The 17,676-nt window shown below is 51.1% G+C and carries 17 protein-coding genes and 2 pseudogenes; 9 read left to right on the top strand and 10 right to left on the bottom strand.

Going from position 1 to position 17,676, the window contains the following annotated elements; genetic code table 11:
- The first annotated feature begins 59 nt into the window (after positions 1 to 59).
- Entirely contained in the window at positions 60 to 1,475 is a 1,416-nt protein-coding gene (locus ACM1PF_RS05810) for a YcjF family protein (RefSeq protein ID WP_416673056.1), read from the top strand.
- Positions 1,476 to 1,572: 97 nt separating this feature from the next.
- On the opposite strand, the gene ACM1PF_RS05805 is transcribed toward ACM1PF_RS05810, so the two are convergent.
- From ACM1PF_RS05805 to ACM1PF_RS05790, 4 genes are all read right to left on the bottom strand, one after another.
- Positions 1,573 to 2,535 (bottom strand): DUF362 domain-containing protein, encoded by a 963-nt coding sequence (locus ACM1PF_RS05805; protein ID WP_416673055.1) that lies wholly within the window; start codon positions 2,533 to 2,535, stop codon positions 1,573 to 1,575.
- 96 nt (positions 2,536 to 2,631) lie between these two features.
- A complete protein-coding gene (locus ACM1PF_RS05800; protein ID WP_416673052.1) occupies positions 2,632 to 2,922 on the bottom strand; it encodes a hypothetical protein in 291 nt (96 codons plus the stop codon).
- A gap of 167 nt (positions 2,923 to 3,089) precedes the next feature.
- Positions 3,090 to 4,289, bottom strand: coding sequence for an ABC transporter ATP-binding protein (locus tag ACM1PF_RS05795; protein WP_416673049.1), 1,200 nt, complete (start codon positions 4,287 to 4,289; stop codon positions 3,090 to 3,092).
- 8 nt (positions 4,290 to 4,297) lie between these two features.
- Positions 4,298 to 4,501, bottom strand: coding sequence for a hypothetical protein (locus ACM1PF_RS05790; protein WP_416673048.1), 204 nt, complete (start codon positions 4,499 to 4,501; stop codon positions 4,298 to 4,300).
- Positions 4,502 to 4,933: 432 nt separating this feature from the next.
- Between ACM1PF_RS05790 and ACM1PF_RS05785 the strand changes: the two genes are divergently transcribed.
- On the top strand, positions 4,934 to 5,587 hold the full coding sequence (locus ACM1PF_RS05785; protein WP_416673046.1) for an S-layer homology domain-containing protein: 654 nt from the start codon (positions 4,934 to 4,936) through the stop codon (positions 5,585 to 5,587).
- Between the two features lie 77 nt (positions 5,588 to 5,664).
- Here ACM1PF_RS05785 and ACM1PF_RS05780 read toward each other — a convergent pair.
- The 5 genes and pseudogenes from ACM1PF_RS05780 to ACM1PF_RS05760 all read right to left on the bottom strand — a co-directional run.
- Positions 5,665 to 6,374 (bottom strand): annotated as a pseudogene (locus tag ACM1PF_RS05780) (HAS-barrel domain-containing protein).
- Positions 6,375 to 6,381: 7 nt separating this feature from the next.
- Positions 6,382 to 6,576: an NAD(P)H dehydrogenase subunit NdhS gene (locus ACM1PF_RS05775; protein ID WP_416676576.1), complete on the bottom strand. Its 195-nt coding sequence runs from the start codon at positions 6,574 to 6,576 to the stop codon at positions 6,382 to 6,384.
- Positions 6,577 to 6,685: 109 nt separating this feature from the next.
- On the bottom strand, positions 6,686 to 7,756 hold the full coding sequence (locus ACM1PF_RS05770) for an Mrp/NBP35 family ATP-binding protein (RefSeq protein ID WP_416673044.1): 1,071 nt from the start codon (positions 7,754 to 7,756) through the stop codon (positions 6,686 to 6,688).
- Between the two features lie 64 nt (positions 7,757 to 7,820).
- Complete coding sequence (locus ACM1PF_RS05765) at positions 7,821 to 7,943, bottom strand: hypothetical protein (protein ID WP_416673043.1); 123 nt, start codon at positions 7,941 to 7,943, stop codon at positions 7,821 to 7,823.
- Positions 7,944 to 8,056: 113 nt separating this feature from the next.
- Positions 8,057 to 8,548: pseudogene (locus ACM1PF_RS05760) on the bottom strand (SRPBCC family protein); the annotation flags it as partial.
- A 650-nt stretch (positions 8,549 to 9,198) separates the two neighbouring features.
- Between ACM1PF_RS05760 and hemF the strand changes: the two are divergent.
- The 3 genes from hemF (at position 9,199) to ACM1PF_RS05745 (ending at position 11,378) form a co-directional block, all read left to right on the top strand.
- A complete protein-coding gene (gene hemF, locus ACM1PF_RS05755) occupies positions 9,199 to 10,230 on the top strand; it encodes an oxygen-dependent coproporphyrinogen oxidase (RefSeq protein ID WP_416673041.1) in 1,032 nt (343 codons plus the stop codon).
- Between the two features lie 247 nt (positions 10,231 to 10,477).
- Positions 10,478 to 10,957, top strand: a complete 480-nt coding sequence (locus tag ACM1PF_RS05750) for a flavin reductase family protein (RefSeq protein WP_416676575.1) — start codon at positions 10,478 to 10,480, stop codon at positions 10,955 to 10,957.
- Between the two features lie 70 nt (positions 10,958 to 11,027).
- Positions 11,028 to 11,378 carry a phenylpyruvate tautomerase MIF-related protein gene (locus tag ACM1PF_RS05745; protein WP_416673039.1) on the top strand — a complete coding sequence of 117 codons (351 nt, stop codon included), beginning with the start codon at positions 11,028 to 11,030 and terminating at the stop codon, positions 11,376 to 11,378.
- 29 nt (positions 11,379 to 11,407) lie between these two features.
- Here the strand turns inward: ACM1PF_RS05745 and ACM1PF_RS05740 are convergent, their stop codons facing one another.
- Complete coding sequence (locus tag ACM1PF_RS05740) at positions 11,408 to 12,289, bottom strand: ABC transporter permease (protein WP_416673037.1); 882 nt, start codon at positions 12,287 to 12,289, stop codon at positions 11,408 to 11,410.
- A 434-nt stretch (positions 12,290 to 12,723) separates the two neighbouring features.
- Here ACM1PF_RS05740 and ACM1PF_RS05735 point away from each other — a divergent pair, with 434 nt between their 5' ends.
- The 4 genes from ACM1PF_RS05735 to ACM1PF_RS05720 all read left to right on the top strand — a co-directional run bounded on the left by ACM1PF_RS05735 (position 12,724) and on the right by ACM1PF_RS05720 (position 17,533).
- Positions 12,724 to 13,680, top strand: a complete 957-nt coding sequence (locus tag ACM1PF_RS05735; RefSeq protein WP_416673034.1) for a glycosyltransferase family 10 domain-containing protein — start codon at positions 12,724 to 12,726, stop codon at positions 13,678 to 13,680.
- 28 nt (positions 13,681 to 13,708) lie between these two features.
- Positions 13,709 to 14,707 carry an Npun_R2821/Npun_R2822 family protein gene (locus ACM1PF_RS05730; protein ID WP_416673032.1) on the top strand — a complete coding sequence of 333 codons (999 nt, stop codon included), beginning with the start codon at positions 13,709 to 13,711 and terminating at the stop codon, positions 14,705 to 14,707.
- 223 nt (positions 14,708 to 14,930) lie between these two features.
- Positions 14,931 to 15,857: an Npun_R2821/Npun_R2822 family protein gene (locus tag ACM1PF_RS05725; protein WP_416673030.1), complete on the top strand. Its 927-nt coding sequence runs from the start codon at positions 14,931 to 14,933 to the stop codon at positions 15,855 to 15,857.
- Between the two features lie 596 nt (positions 15,858 to 16,453).
- The gene (locus tag ACM1PF_RS05720; RefSeq protein WP_416673027.1) at positions 16,454 to 17,533 is read left to right on the top strand and encodes a glycosyltransferase family 4 protein; all 1,080 of its coding nucleotides are present in this window, start codon (positions 16,454 to 16,456) and stop codon (positions 17,531 to 17,533) included.
- Positions 17,534 to 17,676: the final 143 nt, after the last annotated feature.

The raw sequence follows: 17,676 nt of genomic DNA, 5'->3' as shown, positions 1-17,676 counted from the left end.
CTCTAGTGAGGTCATCCGTAACGCCCCAGCTTTATTTGTCTAATCATTGGATGAATCGCATGATGGAGCCACATGATGCTGATTTCACAAATTCTCCCGAATCGACTCCTGCCCCTGGGAAGACTGAGAATCAATCTGAAAATCAAGCCTCTGAAACCACGCCTGAAGCCATTTCTGCGGTAACGTTTGAGCTAAAGGGAAAGGAGCAGTCCAATCCAGTTCTGAAGCTGTGGAATCAGACGACTACCCAGATCGCCAATCAGATCACCCAACGGCTACCCGTCGATCAGATTGCTCAAACAGTGGTGCAGTGGTTCAACGTGGATGAGGAGCAGCTCGCCAAAATATTGGAAACGGTACGGGCAGAACTTCCCACAACGGAAGCGCTTTTGGTGGGTAAACCCCAGGCGGGTAAAAGCTCGATCGTCCGTGGGCTGACTGGAGTTTCGGCTGAAATTGTGGGTCAGGGATTTCGTCCCCATACTCAGCACACGAAACAGTATGCCTATCCCTCTGATGATTTACCCTTACTAATTTTCACGGACACCGTTGGCTTGGGGGACATTGCTCAGAACACACCAGGGATCGTTCAGGACTTGACGGCAGAACTCAAACAAAAGTCCGATCGCGCCCGGGTTTTGATCCTGACGGTTAAGATTAATGACTTTGCGATGGACACGCTCCAGCAAATTGCCCAACAGTTACGCAAACAGCATCCCGATATTCCCTGTCTCTTAGCTGTCACCAATCTGCACGAACTGTACCCTTCTCTTGCCACCGAGCATCCTCCCTATCCCCCCGACTTTACGGAGATTCAGCGAGCCTATACCGAAATTCAGCAAGTGTTCACAGGGTTGTTCGATCGCAGTGTTTTGATTGATTTCACCCTGGAGGAAGATGGCTATGATCCCGTCTTTTACGGACTGGAAGCCTTTCGGGATATGCTGGCGGAGTTGCTGCCCGAAGCAGAGGCTCGTACGATTTATCAGCTTTTAGATGAAGGGGTGGGGCAACAGTTGGGCAACCTGTATCGAGATGTGGGACGGCACTACATGACGGCATTTTCCATCATGGCTGCCACGATCGCCGCTGTGCCCCTGCCCTTTGCGACGATGCCCGTTCTCACCGCCCTGCAAGTTTCTATGATCGGTGTGTTGGGGAATTTGTATGGTCAAACCCTTTCTCCCTCCCAGGCGGGCGGCGTGGCCAGTGCCATCGCTGGCGGATTTTTGGCTCAAGCCGTTGGGCGAGAACTGATCAAATTCCTGCCCGGATTTGGCAGTGTGATTGCTGCATCCTGGGCTGCTGCCTATACCTGGGCCCTGGGAGAAGGAGCCTGTGTCTATTTTGGGGATTTAATGGGCGGTAAAAAGCCTGATCCGAAGAAAATTCAGGCGGTGATGAAAGTCGCGTTTCAGTCGGCGAAGGAACGGTTCCGGGGCATCAAACCCCTGCCAGAGAAATCGCATGATTAAGATTGTGGATCAAATAACCTGTAATCATTCTGCCTTGCTGACTGGGCGGGCAAGATGCCCACCCCACAAGAATTTCAGGTTATTAAATTTGCATTCCTTAGCTCAATCGGCTGTAGGCTGCGATCGGTTCTTTAATTAACCGAATATACAGGTGCTTGAAGGTAGACTGAATCACGCGGGGCACGCCAAAGTCGATCGGAGCCATGCGGGAAGGCAGTTTCCAGTCGGTGATCTGAAGTTCGGCGGGTGTGCAGAGCGGGAACTGAATCTCGGCGGGATCAGGGCAAAGTCCAAGCCGCTGGGACGCTGCCACCGTGGGAATATCAGCCGGATTGACATTGAGCAAATCAACAATGGCTCGATCGAGGGCAAATACATCGGTTGAGGCTCCCAGGACTCCTAAGAGCCGGGGTTCTCCCCCACTAGGCCCATTTCCTTCGTGACCGATAATGCCGTCTATGATCGTGAGATTGGGAGCGATCGATCGGGCGGTTTCCACCAGCATATTGCCGAAGCGGGCACTATCCTTGCCGGCCTCCATGTGCCACCAGGCCTTCATCTTGCCCGGAACACAGCCAAACAAGTTCTTCACCCCCATCGTCAGGGTCAACTGTACATGGGACTTGAGCTTGGGTAGATTGATCACTACATCCGCCTCCATCGCTTCCTTGGAGAGCAGCAGATGGTTAAAATCAGTGTTCACCGTCTGGTATCGCGCCCCCTGGAAGTCAATAATGGGCAATCCTAACTCATCAATGAGGGGTTGATACCCATTGGCAACCGCCACGCCCTTAGCACTACCGAACGCCGGACTATCTCCCAGAAACGGGTCTCCCCCCGCCTCACGTACCATCTGCGCCACGCAGTACACCACCTCCGATCGAGTGGTACATTCCTTGCCCGGCCGTGCTCCCGTCAGCAAGTTTGGCTTCAGCAACACCCGATCGCCCGGCTTCACCACTGCGCCCATGCCTCCTAACGGCTCCAACAACCGCTCCAGAGACGATCGCAAAGATTGATGCTCATAGGCAGTTGCCCGAACCAAACTCACCATCGGCATGATTTTCTATCCTCCATCTTCAACGGCTGGCTTTTCTTGGTTTTACCCCCAATCGCCTTGACCTGCAACCCGCTATTCCAGCCGACGGACTCAGCCCTATCTGCCCCGATTCAACGCGGTCACCCGCTCCACATTGTTAAAAATTCCTTCTCCGTGAAGCTGGTTCATGACTGGCTTGACTTCAACCTTCACCACATTAGCCACATTAATCATGACCGTCTGTTCCGGCAGATTCAAAATCCACCAATCTTTCTCCAGGAAGCGACGCATTTCCATCTGTAACCCCGGCACCGTCGGATCATCCGATTGCTCAAAGACATTGAACGATTCGCTCTGGCCATTGAGGTAATAAAACGTAAATTGGGTGTAAGAACTTTCGGTATACATCAGCCGCTTCCTTAAGCTATCCGAGAAATACGCCACCAAGACCCTGCCCCAACCAGGCAGGATTTATCGCCGCTTCATTATTTTGCCTTACCGCCTCTCCGAAAACTCGCCAGAGGGTTTGGAATCCAAAATTCCCGACGGGGTTTCCGGAGAGGTTTTTAGTTGGGTTAAGGGTAAGAAACGATCGCCTCGCCCGTTTCGGTGTCAAACAAATGAATTTTGTCCGGCGATAACGCCAACCAGAGGGTTTCGCCGATGGTAACGGTGCGATCGGGTTCAATCCGCACTTGCAGCGGGGGAGAAATCCCTGGACGGGCAGCAGTTTCAGACAAATTCACCATCAAATAGGTTTCACTTCCCAGGGCTTCAACGCGCTCCACCTGCACGGGGAGATTTTTCGGAGCAGGTAAGCTCACACTCAGGTGTTCAGGCCGAATGCCTAGCGTAATCGATCGCCCATCGTAGGGTTTCAGGCTGGCTTCCCATGATTCCGGTAGCGTAATCCGAAACTGGGGGTGCTGAATCAGTAACGGAGCTTTAACCTGGACTGGAATAAAGTTCATTGGCGGAGAACCAATAAACTCTGCGACGAAGCGATTCGCTGGAGCGTTATACAGTTCTAACGGTCGGGCCACCTGCTGAATTTGTCCGGCATTCATCACCGCAATGCGATCGCCCATCGTCATGGCTTCCGTCTGATCATGGGTGACGTAAATTGTAGTGATGCCCAACTGCCGCTGAAGACTCACAATCTGAGTCCGGGTTTCTGTGCGCAACTTGGCATCCAGGTTCGACAACGGTTCATCCATCAAAAAGACCTGCGGATTCCGCGCCATTGCCCGTCCCAACGCGACTCGCTGTTTCTGCCCCCCTGAAAGCTGTTTGGGATAGCGATCGAGCAAGGCTTCAATCTGGAGCATCTGCGCTACGGTTAACACCTGTTGTGCGATCGATCGCTCTGTGTCCAGCCAATCCCGCATCCATTTTGGCGATGAGGGGCGATCGATCAGGGGTTCGACCAGAGAACGCCACAGGGAACGGGAGCTTCGGAGAGTTTGGATTCTGGATTTTGGATTTTGGCGTTTTGATTCTCTTAGATTCCCGATTCCCGATTCCCGATTCCCGATTCCCGATTCCCGCCTGATTCCCGCCTCCCGATTCCCGATTCCCGCCTCCCGATTCCCGCCTCCCGATTCCCGATTCCCGCCTCCCGATCGCCGCAAGCCAAACGCCAGGTTGTCATACACTGTCATGTGGGGATACAGGGCATAACTCTGGAATACCATTGCAATATCGCGCTGTTTGGGGGGCAGGGCATTCACCAGCCGATCGCCAACCCAGATATTCCCCCCGGTCAGGGTTTCCAAACCAGCAATCAGCCGCAGTAGGGTACTTTTGCCGCAGCCGGAGGCCCCACCAGCACCATAAACTCGCCATCCTGCACCGTCAGATCAATCCGTCGTAGCACACTGACCCCTTGAGCCGTGCGATCGGCAGCCGTTGGCAGGGCTTGAACCACCCGATCGCCCCGTTGATGGGGAAAACTTTTGTAAACGTTTTCTAAAACAACCTGTGCCACGATCGATTTCAACTTGCTTGCCTGCTTATTGTCCCCTATCGTGAAGAGTTTACCTGAACTCTCCCAAATTGGGACAGGTTGGAACGTTTTTCATTTTGCTCTGGTCGATTGCTTTTGATTCAATGGCGGTTGACCCAAAAGACAACGATCGAAAAGTCAAACCCTTAGAAAGTCAAAACACCGGGTGCAGATGAAGATACTGTCACACGAACAGGGTCAACTCCGGAGGATAGAAGGCATAACAGAGGGGAGGCTAAGTAACCGCTTGCCCAAAAGCAAACAAAGCAGGCTACATTCCTGGCTCCCGATTCCTGAATTCCGATTTGCCTTCCCAAACAGTTGGGAACTTCAAATAGCCTGATCGAGGGTTAAGGTTGATATAGCGTATATCAGTGTAGTGACTGCGAATGGTGTGGTTAAGGAGTGATTCCGATGGAGCGGTTTGTCAGTGCCCTTTCATTGACCATATTGCTCACAGGGCTTGCTGCTGTAGCCCAGGTGCAGTCTTCCGTCCGCGATCCGATTCAGGAAGTCGTTGATGCGGGGTTAATGACCCTATCGGAAAATGGGGAATTCCGCGAAGATGAAACGGTGAGCCGTGCCGAACTCGCCAGCATTTTAGTGAGAACCTTTCGGCTTGATCAGCGGCATATTGAACATCACGTCCTGCTGGATGTCAAAGATGTGCCCCCCTCCCACTGGGCCTATCATGATATCCAACTCGTTCTCCGGAATGGGATTATGACAGGCTATCGGGAAGGATTGTTCTATCCCGATCAGCGCATTACCCGAGCCGAAGCGTTTGCCATTTTCGCCCAGGCGCATGGCGTTTTTCAGTTTCCCGAACAAACCATCAACGAAGTGCTGGCTCCCTATCCTGATGCATCGAAAATTCCAGGTTGGGCCAGAAAATCGATGGCAACGGCGATTAAGGCGGGGTTTGTCAATCTCAAGGAATACAATCAAATCGACCCGCTCGGCCCGATGACCCGTGAAGATTTAGCCTACGCCCTGAGTTCCTACCGCACCCGGCAAAATCCTGCTTCGGCTTCTCCCCGTCCTGTTTTTCGCCCTCTAAGAGGTTAATGCCCCGCTCGTTTAGCTGGGATCATCTGGATGGGATCCGTCAGATAGGGGGATAGATTCAAGATGGGCTGAATGCCCTACAAATGCACCTGACTCAGAATGATTCGGAGGCGATCGTAGTCATCTTTGAGTAGCAAACTGAGGGAACGCCCTGCCTGGACTAACCAGGTGCGATCGGCCTGGCGCAGTTGATAAATTTCCCGGAGGGTTGCAGCAGTTAAGGCATCCACTGGTGCATTAGACAATTGCAGTAGAGTTCGCAAAAAGTCAAACTGTTCGCTAAACTGCACGATTTCCTCGACCTCGCAGAAGTAAACCGCCTGGTGAACCTGGGGCGGACGGGGTGGAAGGTGCTGGTAGATTGTATTGAACAGCGAACCATTTACGCTGGTTTCTGGGTTCGATCGCCTGGAGCCATTTTTGGATTTACTGGGAGTTGCCTGGGGTGGCTGAAACCCAACGATCGCGGCTCGAAATTCCGTTTTCAGCATGGCAAAAATCTGTGGTTGCTGCTCTCGCAATTCCTGCAAGGACAACCCTAATGCTCTAGCCCGATGCACTGAGTCGATCGGACTGGTTGTGGCATGGTACACCACTGCATAAATTTGATTGCCCGACTCCTCATCAAACGCCTTCACCCAACTGCCGAAGGGGGGCATCACGGCAAAGCTCAAATCCTCCGGTTCCAGGCATTGGGCAAAAACTCCGTCGTTGAGGTTTCAATCACCTCAGCAATGTGCCCAGGCTGGCGATTTTGAGTAGAAAATTGGGGCAGGGGAAGGCGCATGGTGAACCTACTTCTTGCTGCGTCCGGCGGTGGCATCCACTGATTCCAGTTCCGATAATTTAAACGTGACTAATTTATCCCAGTTGCCGCCTTCAAATAGGACTGCAACCCGGCCACCGCTGATCCGCTGGACGAGTCCCTGATATCCGTAGTAAATGTCATTGACGTTCTTAACGCGAACCGCTGAACCTGGAAGAATCATCATAATGGGCAGTAGTAACGTAATAACGGCAGGAATGTGATCTGCTCCTAGTGTACTCCAAGCGATTCCCAACTTTTTCATGCAACGGTAAAGCGCATTCAATCCAATATCAGGCAAAGGCCGCGATCGAAACCCGTGCTGCAATCTGTTGGGATACCTTCACCAAAGCCTGAGCCGCAGCCGATTCTGGTCGATCGATCACGATGGGAATCCCCCGATCGCCCCCTTCCCGCACCGGCATTTCCAGCGGAATACAGCCCAACAGGGGTAGGCCCAATTCTTTGGAAGTCTTCTCACCCCCTCCAGAACCGAAAATATCGTACTGGCGATCGGGCAAATCCGGCGGCACGAAGTAACTCATATTTTCCACAATGCCCAGTACCGGAACCTGCAACTGCTGGAACATCCGCAAGCCGCGCCGCGCATCCAGGAGTGCAACGGTTTGAGGTGTAGACACAATCACCGCTCCCGCCATCGGCACAGCCTGAGCCAGGGTGAGTTGCGCATCTCCGGTTCCGGGGGGCATATCGACAATCAGGTAGTCCAGATCGCCCCACTGCACCTGATAGAGAAATTGCCGAATGATGCCATTCAGCATCGGGCCGCGCCAGATTACAGGCTGATCAAAATCAATCAAAAAGCCCATTGAAACCAGCTTGACCCCATAGTTAAAGGCAGGTTCCAGCACCTCGCCCTTTTCCGATTGCTGCACTGTCACCTTGGCATCACTTAACCCCAGCATGGTCGGGGTATTGGGGCCATAGATATCCGCATCGATTAACCCTACCTTTGCCCCAGCCTGGGCTAGAGCCACGGCCACATTCACCGCCACCGTACTTTTCCCAACCCCACCTTTACCGCTGGAAATTGCAATAATATTTTTTACCCCGTCAATGCCCGTGCGATCGGGTAATGGCTTTTGCTGTGGTGTTTCTGCGGTGACTTCCACCTCGACAGATTCTACCCCTGGCAGGCTTTTGACTGCCCGTTCACAATCTTCCACAATGAACTCGCGCAGGGGGCAAGCAGGGGTCGTCAAAACCAGGGTGAAGCGCACATGACCGCCATCGACCTTCACATGGCGAATCATGTTCAATTCCACCAAACTTTTTTGGAGTTCGGGGTCTTGTACGGGTCGCAGGACATCTAGAATCGAACTTGTATCAAGGGTTGTAGGCATTATGTTCTCCATCCCGACTTACTCGTCAGGAATCTCTCCGTATCGGCTCTCTCCTACAGATATTCTACAGGTGGGGTGTGCCCACCAGAGCGGCGATCGGGCAGGGGTCAGTCAAAGAATGCCCATAGAAATTTCGTAGTTCTACCCGTGGGTTAAACGAATACTTAAAACCACAAATTGCACCCATGAACCTCAGAAATAACTCCAGTGAAAAGGGGGCAGGGTTTCGTAGAGTCGGTGGCCCAGATGCAAAACAAAGGGAAGGGAAAAGAAAATAGTCAGGATGTCAGGACTGGTGAACTTAGGACGGGTGGAAGGGGGCTGCTGGCGATCGCGCTCTGCGGCCTGAGCCAGTTCGCTAGCCACACGAGCGGCATAGGGACGAATAATTGACCAGACGAGGGGAGATAGCCAACCCCGCAGGGTGACGGAGTAAGTTACACGAGTACCGCACAGGGTAGACTCCACCTGGTAGGTGACTCGTTCCTCTAACCCAGGCAAGGCGAAAATGCGTACACTGAGCAATTCACCCGGCTGCACCCGTTCCACAAAAATCCGGATGGCGATGGGAAATAACCGACTGACAGCTCGATAAATCAGTCCCGGCTTAGGGATCAACCCATAGGGCACATTAGTTCTAGCCAAGAGAGGATGCCAGGAGACATCAGCGAGATTGACCACTTTCTGCCACAGGTCATCCGCCGACGCTGAACTCAACACCTGGTACGTTCCGACCGGAGGCGGGAAGGGCTCAAAAGATTTGTGTGTTAATTTATACCAAAAGCCAGCCATTTTAGCTTATCTCCCATATCTAATAGCACCGGAACGGAGGAAGCTAATACACGACACGCTGAAGACCTTACTGGAAGCGTGAATAAACGATCGGTTCTCGGTTTGCCCCCAATCCGCTTGTTTCGTTTTGGCTTAAATCATTGTAAACGAGTCGCTTTTACTCTAGAGAAATTCATCAAACTCGTCAGCACGGTTCAACCATAATCAAACATAATTTGTTACAGAAACCAGGAGCAGTTCAGCAGCTTTGATTACAAACCACCGCCATTCCCATACAGTATCGCAACAAATATTTATAGCTGCTAGTAATATTCGTACTCTTCTAAAAATGGGTTGAAATGAGGCTAGAGCACTTTGTGAATACCCCTGAAATATTGCTGACTGGATATTGCTAATCCTTTCGGCATTTCACCAGAATTAACAAGATTAAATTGATAACGAGCTGAAGTCATCTTTACTGAAATGAGGGAAATTGATAACCCCTCTCAAGAGAGATTTTGTAGATCTTCGTTACATTCTTTATACTGTTTACTTTCTGTGTCCAAATTCGGTATAGCCTAGATCCGGACTGGTTTTTTGGTCTGGAAATTATCCGATCGCACCAGGACTATCCACGTTATTCCGTTCGTTGGCATCATTAATCAAAGGCTATGGTGAAATCCTTCCCCGATAAAAAATCGTCAAATTCCCAGCGATCGCTCCCGCCATCGGATTCACGCCAGCGGGTCAGTGAGTTTATGAAATCCCTGCAAGATAACATTTGTGCAGGGCTGGAAGCGGTTGATGGAGAAGGCAAATTTCAGGAGGATTCCTGGGTGCGGGAAGAGGGCGGTGGTGGCCGTTCCAGAGTCCTGAAAGCAGGAGGCGTGTTTGAGCAGGGAGGGGTAAACTTCTCGGAAGTATGGGGCAAAGACCTGCCGCCTTCCATCCTGGTACAACGTCCAGAAGCGGCCGGGCACGGATTCTACGCCACAGGTACTTCCATGGTGCTGCATCCCCGTAATCCCTACGTGCCGACGGTTCACCTCAATTACCGCTACTTTGAGGCTGGCCCTGTCTGGTGGTTTGGGGGTGGTATCGACCTTACGCCCTACTATCCCATCGTGGAAGATGTGGTGCAGTTCCACCAAACCCTGAAGGATGCCTGCGATCGCCACCATCCTGAGTACTACCCAGTCTTTAAGCTCTGGTGTGATGAGTATTTTTACCTGAAGCATCGCCAGGAGACGCGCGGGGTAGGGGGAGTGTTCTTCGACTACCAGGACGGAACAGGCAAGCTATATCACGGCCCAAGTGCGGACAGCCCGGCCCATAGCCATAGTGATGCGGTAGGTGAGCTGGAACCGCGCAACTGGGAGCAAGTCTTTGCCTTTGTGCAGGACTGTGGTAATGCCTTCTTGCCAGCCTATTGTCCGATCGTGGAACGCAGACAGGGCACTGAATGGGGCGATCGGGAGCGGCACTTCCAGCTATACCGTCGGGGTCGCTACGTGGAGTTTAACCTGATCTACGATCGCGGCACAATTTTTGGACTGCAAACCAATGGTCGGACTGAGTCGATTCTAATGTCGTTGCCGCCAATGGTGCGCTGGGAATATAGCTATCAACCTGAAGCTGGAACCCCAGAAGCGGCTCTGTATGAAACCTTCCTGAAGCCTCAGGATTGGCTCAACTGGCACTAACGACTGGCAAAACTGATAAATCCTAACTTTAGGATGATGGAGTTTGGCGCTTGTGGGGTGGGCATCTTGCCCGCCCAGATAACCCAATGCAACCATTGCAATAATTTACGCCAAAATTCTAGGGGATTTGTTCACTACAATCCTCTCCTGGTCAGCCTTTTCGCAAACGCCCTGGTACAACTCCCTTCTCAAACGTCCCCTGGCTGTCTACACTGAACCATGTAGAGTGCGATCGGGAGGTAGCCCCTTGCTGGACGAACAGGCCAAAAAAACAATGCTGCGGAAAATTCCTCACGGGCTGTATATTTGCGGCGTGAAAGAGGGAGATGAAGTCAATGGTTTTACCGCCAGTTGGGTAATGCAGGCATCGTTTCAGCCGCCCCTGGTGGTTAATTGCGTCAAACAGGATTCTAAATCCCACGCCATGATCAAAGCCAGTCAGGTCTTTGCCCTCAGCATTTTGGCAGCAGAACAGAAGGAACTCGCGCAAAAATTCTTTAAACCGCAGCGTCGGGTTGGGAACAAGTTTGAAGATGTTGAGTTTTACCTGGGCGAAACGGGATGCCCCATTATCTCTGACACGCTGGGCTATGTAGAATGCCGCGTTGTCGGTTCAGTGGAGCAGGGCGATCACACGGTTTTTGTCGGCGAAGTCATTGCCGCAGGGGTTCACCGGGAAGGCGACCCACTCCTCTTAGAAAGTACAGGCTGGCAGTACGGCGGATAGGAATCTTCGCCCCCGCTCCGCGAACACTCCTTACTCCTCACCCCTCACTCCTCACTCCTCACTCAAAATCATGCCCCTGATCAAAGTTCAAACCTCGATCGCATCTCCTGAAAAAACCGATGTAGAAGCCCTGCTGAAGGACTTGTCCGCAAGTTTGGCCAAGCATCTGGGTAAGCCAGAGTCCTACGTGATGACGGCTTTTGAACCGGATGTGGCCATGACCTTCGCGGGAACCACTGATCCGGTCTGCTATGTCGAAATCAAAAGTGTTGGCACGATGAATCCGACGCAAACGAAGGCAATGAGCCAGGATTTTTGCCAGAAGATCAATCAGGCTCTCAGTGTCCCAACGAATCGCACCTATATCGAATTTGCGGATGCGAAGGGATCGATGTGGGGCTGGAATGGGAGTACCTTTTGAGCTTTGAGGGGAGAAGCGAGAAACCTTTCTTATTCACCCCTCGACAGCGGATTAATCACCTCGTTTAGACCTTCACCCACCAGTGATAACCCAACCACCAGGAGGGTAAGAGCCAGTCCAGGAAACAGGGCTGTCCACCAAATTCCAGTCGGCAGCGCATCCAGGGCGTATTGCAGATCTCTTCCCCATTCCGGAACCCCTTCGGGTAAGCCTAACCCCAAAAATCCGAGGCCTCCCAGCACCAGCACTGCATCGGCAGCGTTCAAGGTGAAAAGTACCGGAACACTTTGAATCACGTTGAAAAAGAGATACCGAGTCAGGACGCGCCAGGTGGAAGCTCCCATAGCCTGAGCAGCCTCGATAAACAATTCCGTTTTAATGCTGACCGTATGGTTTCGCACCACGCGATAGTACTGCGGCACATAGGCAATGCTGAGGGCGATCGCTGCATTCCAGACTCCACGCCCCACGACGAAGGCTAATGTGACTGAGAGCAAGAGGCTTGGCAGGGTGTAGATCGTATCCATCAAAAAGAGCAAGAGGCGATCGACCCATCCCCCCAGATATCCGCTCAACATTCCCAGGGGTACACCAATCAGCACACTTAAGATAGTCGCTAAAACAACAACTCTGAGAGCCGCCTGACTGCCAAACAGCGTTCGAGAAAACACATCATAGCCCTGCCGGGATGTGCCAAACCAATGATCGGCAGAAGGCGGTTGGTGAATTGGATTTGCCAGGGATTCCAGGGGATCCTGAATCCAACCCCAGGATTGCAGCATGGGAGCGAACAAAGCGGCCAGAATAAACGCCAGCGTGATCACCATTCCCACAATCATCATCTGAGTGGAGAGGGATGAGGCGGGAGCCAGCAGGCGGATGGAGGGTAGACGAAATTTGGTGGTAGTCATGCGGTCAGGGGTTGGGAGTTGGGAGGTCGGGAGGTCGGGAGGTCGGGAGTCGGCAATCTGATCTACTCACATTCTTGTGGGGTAGGCATCTTGCCTGCCCAGTCAAAGCAGCAGAACGATCGCATAAGGAACGCAAATTTAATCACTTGAAACTCTTGTGGGGTAGGCATCTTGCCTGCCCAATCAACCAGGCAGAATCATTACAGATTGTTTGATCCACGATCGCATCAATGACTGAGTTTATTCCCCTTTAACTCATACTCCTTCAACCGGGTGGCTCGATCGTCTTACATCTTACCTTCAGTCCGTCTTTCCTTCATACTGAATCCCACTCGATCGCATGGGTGGTTACTGAGTCATGGTGAGGCGGGTTGATTTCTGGGCATTCTACGAATAGTCCACCTGCAATTCATCTATCCGCACCGCACCTGATCATGGGCAGAAAAATCGTTGGAATGCTTACCTCCTACCAGGGGTTAAACCAAAGCGACTGGCTCTGGCAGCAGACCCCTCATTCCTGTGGGGTTTGGAAAAATATCCAGATGCTTAAGAACGCTCCCAATCCAGATTTCCTACTGCTGTACCAGTACGATTTTTTTGCTCCACCTTCCCGCAAAAGCTGGCGCGATCGATTCCTGAAACCCTCGCCCCAACCGGTTAGTCTAACGGCAAAGGATTTACGGGGAGTTCCCCCAGCCCGATCGATCTACCTGCTCCGAGAGCCGCCCCTTGCTGAAATTCTGCATAAGAATCAAATCAACTACGATGCCGCCAGGGCTTACTGCGACTATGTTTCTGGGCCAGAAGAGGCTGCGCCAATTCCCGACTACATGCCGGCCATCTGGTATCACGCCAATTCTTTTCGCGAACTAGATCAGATGCCTCCTCCCGAAAAGGTCAAGCCCTGTAGCTGGATTACCTCTGGAATTAATCGCACCGAGAATCACCGCAAGCGACTCGCGTTTCTCAACCAAATTCAGCAGAGTGCGCTGGAGGTGGACTTTTATGGGCGGGGATTACCCCAGGAGGTTCGGAGCGGTGGCGAATTGAAGAACAAATGGTATGGGATGGCTCCCTACTATTACAATCTGGCGATCGAAAACTATGCCGATAACGATTGGTATGTCAGTGAGAAGTTATGGGATTCGCTCCTGGCATGGTGTTTGCCGATTTACTATGGGGGGTCAGCCGCCGATCGGCTTCTACCTCCTGGTAGCTTCCTGCGGTTACCCAGCATGGATGAAACGGGAATGGCCTACGTTCAAGAAGTTATTTCCAGTCCTGAAGCCTGGTATGCCGCAAAAGAGGCGATCGCTGAAGCCCGGCAGATTATTCTTCACAAGTTGAATTTACTCAACTGGCTGTCTGAGTTTGTGGAAGCCCGATCTTAACCCGCTAAAATCCAAAATTCAAAATCCTATGGTAGACGGCATTTGTACCCTGGCAAACGACCAGGTTTATCACCAGCTTGTGGCCTTGCTCAATAGCATTGAAGCCATGATGGGGGCATTTCCGGTTTGTGTGTATCCCTACGACGATCGCTGCGATCGGATTCGGGCGGAAATTGCTCGCCGTCCCAATGTCCAGCTTTATGCCGATCAAGACTCGATTCAACAGTGGGATCAGTTCGTGCGGCAGGTGTGGGATACCCATCCAACGGCTCGCCAGCGTTGGGGATTGGGTGATCCGACGGCTTACTATCGGGTCGGAACCCATCGACGATTCTGTGCCTTTGATGGCCCGTTCGATCGCTTCCTGTATATGGATGCAGATACGTTGCTGTTGAACCCAGTGGAGTCCATTTTTCAGCAGCTAGAGCATCATGACTGGGTGGTGTACGACTTCCAATACAAAGATCCAACTCACGTTTATGAGGTCAATTCACCAAAGTTAAACCAAGTCTTTGCGGCTCCTCGCATTGCCAGGGAAATCTTTTGTTCCGGACTTTATGCCTCAAGGCGGAATTTGTTTGAGCCAGAACAGCAGGATTGGTTGCTTGCTGAATTGCGATCGGGGGATGCGGAAATTTTGTACCCGATGGCTCCTGATCAAACCGTACTGAACTACATGGTGATGAAGTCGGAGCGATCGATTTATAATTTTGCGTTACAGTTGCCTCCAGCGCAAAAAACGGGGTGTTGTGTCACCTCTCCTGGTTTCACTGAGCAAAATCACCTGCTCTACGATCGGGGCAATCGCCTTACCTATCTCCATTACATTGGTCTATCTTCCAGTCTGATTAATCGGGTCTGTGAGGGAGAAAATATTGAGTTTCCTTACCGCGATATTTTTCTGCACTATCGCTATCTCCACGAGCCAGAGCAACGTCCGACCTATCGCCAGCCCGCCCGCGCCTACGATGCACCTCCCAGTCTTTCCAATCGCGTGTTTCGTAAGCTCGGATTGGTTCGCCAGTAGTTCGCCCGGTATTCACCAGGCATTTACTAATGTCAGTAGATTGAAAATGAATTTGCATTTATGGCAATACCTGCGTTCGATCCCCCTAAATCCCCTTTAAAAAGGGGGATTTCAGACCTTCTTGGCTCGGTTCCTCCTTTTTAAGGGGGCTAGGGGGGATCTAAACAGGGTTTGCGATCTACTGAATGCATTCACCAATTATTAGTTACAAAGGATTATCAGCATGAGCCGTGGGATTTATATCACCGCAAACGATCGCGCCACAGAACAGGCTATTGCTTTACTCAAAAGCATTCGGTTTTATGATCCAGAAACACCCGTTGTTTTAATTCCCTACGATGAGAATTATCAACAGGCCGCCGCCGCATTAGCTCAATTTGGCGTAACGGTCTACGAAGATCTGGACTTTATCGATCGCCTGTCCCATCAGCTTTATGAAATTTTTGGGGAAGGTTTTTTTGCCCGTCCCAATCAGTTTCGCAAACAGGCCTGCTGGTTTGGAGCCTTTGATGAGTTTATCTATATCGACACCGATATTGTCGTGTTTGAGCCAATCGCCAATAACCTGAATTACTTAAAGGAATACGACTTTATTTGTGCAGACTATCAACACGCAGGCGGCATCGCTAACGTTTTTACACCAACCGTAATTGAGCAGGGTGTATTTACAGAAGCCGAGTGTCAGGAAATTTTTAACGGCGGATTTTGGGGTTCTAGAAAAGGCTTAATGTCGGAAGAAAAACTCTATGCCATCTTCCGGGAGTGTGCCGCTCATCCCGAATATTTTGATTTCTCCCAAAAAACCTCCGATCAACCCATCATTAACTACATGGTGTTGAAGCACATTCCCAAACGGTTTAACATCGTGCGTCGTCCGGGCAAAGCACCGGGTAACTGGGCGGGCAGTTCCCACTTTATGGTTCAGGGCGATCGGTTATTTGATCCCAACCTGAATCAGCCCTTACAGTACCTCCACTGGGCAGGACTGCGGATTCAGCCAGGCTGTCCCTACTGGGAAATCTGGGAACATTACCGCTACCTGGGTGAACCCAAACCAGTCCTACCGCCTGCTCCGCCTCAAACCTTTTGGCAACAGGTCAACCATCGAGTTAAAACCTACTCTCAAAAGATCAAAGCCTTCAAAGGTTAGAGTAGAAAATCCATCTTTGTAGGGGTAAAGGATTAGGAAGAGTAGGCAATGAGTATTGCTCAAAACCGGCTCTAGCTATCCTTTGCTCCTATTTTTATTGATCTTTGCAGAAGGCAAAAAGCGGCGATTTTTTAACCTGTATAAAGAGAAAAACTAACTTCAAAGTCTCTCCTCGGAAGGAGGATTAATTGAGGTTTAACCTGTTTACTACTAATAGTCAAATTTTACAAACGCTCCTTGACTCAATCCTCAAGTATGGACACTTGTTGTTTTTAAGAACAGTTTGACTCTGTACAAATTAAATCATTCAGCAACAACTGTTTAACTTAAGCATTTAGAGGGTGTTTGAAAAGTGTTCTCTGTGCTTTTAAACCCGTTAGATCCCCCCTAAACCCCTTTAAAGAAGGGGGGAACCAAACTCAAATTCCCGCTTAGTAAAAGGGATTCAGAGGGATCCAAACCGTTTTGCTGCCAACAACAGGACTTTTAAAGCATCCTCTTAAGCACCACAGGCGATCGATAACGGTCGATGCAAAATTAATTTTTCAGATCTACTGCTTCTTTACACTACCTCTGCACTACTTGGGAGATTTAATATGCGGATTGCTCAGATTGCCCCCCTCTGGGAGTGTGTACCTCCCCCTGCCTATGGTGGAACAGAGTTAATCGTCAGTTTACTAACCGATGAACTGGTACGTCGTGGCCATGAAGTGACACTGTTTGCCACGGGCGATTCCCAGACGATCGCCAGGCTAGAACCCGGATCGCCGAAGCCCCTGCGCGCTCTGGAGATCACCCATCAAGAGGCTGCTGTGTATGATCAGATGCAGCTCAGTCGCGTGTTTGAGCGGGCCAAGGAATTTGATGTGATCCACTCCCACATTGATTTTCCAGCTTTACCCTATGCCAGCTTGACGAAAACCCCCGTTGTTCACACGATCCACGGCATCTTCACCCCGCTAGTGGAGCAGATGTTTATTCGCCACCGGCAGCAAAACTTTATCAGCATCTCTCACTCACAACGCAGGACAGAACTTAAACTGAACTACGTCGCAACCGTCTACAACGCGATCGCTGTCGATCGGTTTGAGTTTTACCCAGAGCCAGAACAACCGCCCTACTTAGCTTTCCTGGGACGCATCTCTCCTGAAAAGGGCCCCCAAGTGGCGATCGAGATTGCGAAACGGACGGGATGGCACCTGAAAATGGCGGGAAAGGTTGACCCAGTCGATCGGGTCTTTTTTGAGCAGGAAGTGGCTCCCCTGATTGATGGCAAACAAATCGAGTTTTTGGGTGAAGCAAATCATCCTCAAAAAAACAAATTGATGGGCAATGCAACGGCAACCTTGTTTCCGATCACCTGGCGGGAACCGTTTGGGTTGGTGATGCCGGAATCGATGGCTTGCGGTACTCCAGTGATTGCGATGGCAATGGGTTCTGCACCAGAGGTGATTGTGCAGGGACAGACCGGTTTCCTGTGCCAGGATCTGGATGAATGCGTCGCAGCAGTTGATCAGATTGCCAGTATCGATCGCCATGCCTGTCGGCAGCATGTGGAAAACAACTTCAATGTGCAGCGAATGGTGGATGGATATGAACAGGTTTATTATCAAGTTATATCCGATCGTCTGGATCAAAATGGACACCTGAAAACGCCAGCTCTGTTAAACAATTAATCTGACCGTTGCTGTTAATTCAGGATGCGAATTTAATAATCTGGAATTCTTGTGGGGTGGGCATCTTGTCCGCCCAGTCAGCGAAGCAAAATGTTGCACAGGTTATCTCATCCATGATTCCTAAATAGGACAGTATGCAATAT

The organism is Egbenema bharatensis FJBBOT/2019 (assembly GCF_048077055.1).
Taxonomy (GTDB): Bacteria; Cyanobacteriota; Cyanobacteriia; order Elainellales; family Elainellaceae; genus Egbenema; species Egbenema bharatensis.
Note: the sequence above shows the minus strand (reverse complement) of the source record. Positions and strands in the feature narration are given on the sequence as shown.

What these genes read in the sequence shown, in the direction of transcription:
- ACM1PF_RS05745 (WP_416673039.1), top strand. Translation starts at nt 11,028, where the DNA reads ATGCCCCTGATCAAAGTTCAAACCTCGATCGCATCTCCTGAAAAAACC.
- ACM1PF_RS05730 (WP_416673032.1), top strand. Translation starts at nt 13,709, where the DNA reads ATGGTAGACGGCATTTGTACCCTGGCAAACGACCAGGTTTATCACCAG.
- hemF (WP_416673041.1), top strand. Translation starts at nt 9,199, where the DNA reads ATGGTGAAATCCTTCCCCGATAAAAAATCGTCAAATTCCCAGCGATCG.
- ACM1PF_RS05725 (WP_416673030.1), top strand. Translation starts at nt 14,931, where the DNA reads ATGAGCCGTGGGATTTATATCACCGCAAACGATCGCGCCACAGAACAG.
- ACM1PF_RS05805 (WP_416673055.1), bottom strand. Translation starts at nt 2,535, where the DNA reads ATGCCGATGGTGAGTTTGGTTCGGGCAACTGCCTATGAGCATCAATCT.
- ACM1PF_RS05720 (WP_416673027.1), top strand. Translation starts at nt 16,454, where the DNA reads ATGCGGATTGCTCAGATTGCCCCCCTCTGGGAGTGTGTACCTCCCCCT.
- ACM1PF_RS05810 (WP_416673056.1), top strand. Translation starts at nt 60, where the DNA reads ATGATGGAGCCACATGATGCTGATTTCACAAATTCTCCCGAATCGACT.
- ACM1PF_RS05735 (WP_416673034.1), top strand. Translation starts at nt 12,724, where the DNA reads ATGGGCAGAAAAATCGTTGGAATGCTTACCTCCTACCAGGGGTTAAAC.
- ACM1PF_RS05785 (WP_416673046.1), top strand. Translation starts at nt 4,934, where the DNA reads ATGGAGCGGTTTGTCAGTGCCCTTTCATTGACCATATTGCTCACAGGG.
- ACM1PF_RS05765 (WP_416673043.1), bottom strand. Translation starts at nt 7,943, where the DNA reads ATGGGTGCAATTTGTGGTTTTAAGTATTCGTTTAACCCACGGGTAGAA.
- ACM1PF_RS05800 (WP_416673052.1), bottom strand. Translation starts at nt 2,922, where the DNA reads ATGTATACCGAAAGTTCTTACACCCAATTTACGTTTTATTACCTCAAT.
- ACM1PF_RS05775 (WP_416676576.1), bottom strand. Translation starts at nt 6,576, where the DNA reads ATGATTCTTCCAGGTTCAGCGGTTCGCGTTAAGAACGTCAATGACATT.
- ACM1PF_RS05770 (WP_416673044.1), bottom strand. Translation starts at nt 7,756, where the DNA reads ATGCCTACAACCCTTGATACAAGTTCGATTCTAGATGTCCTGCGACCC.
- ACM1PF_RS05740 (WP_416673037.1), bottom strand. Translation starts at nt 12,289, where the DNA reads ATGACTACCACCAAATTTCGTCTACCCTCCATCCGCCTGCTGGCTCCC.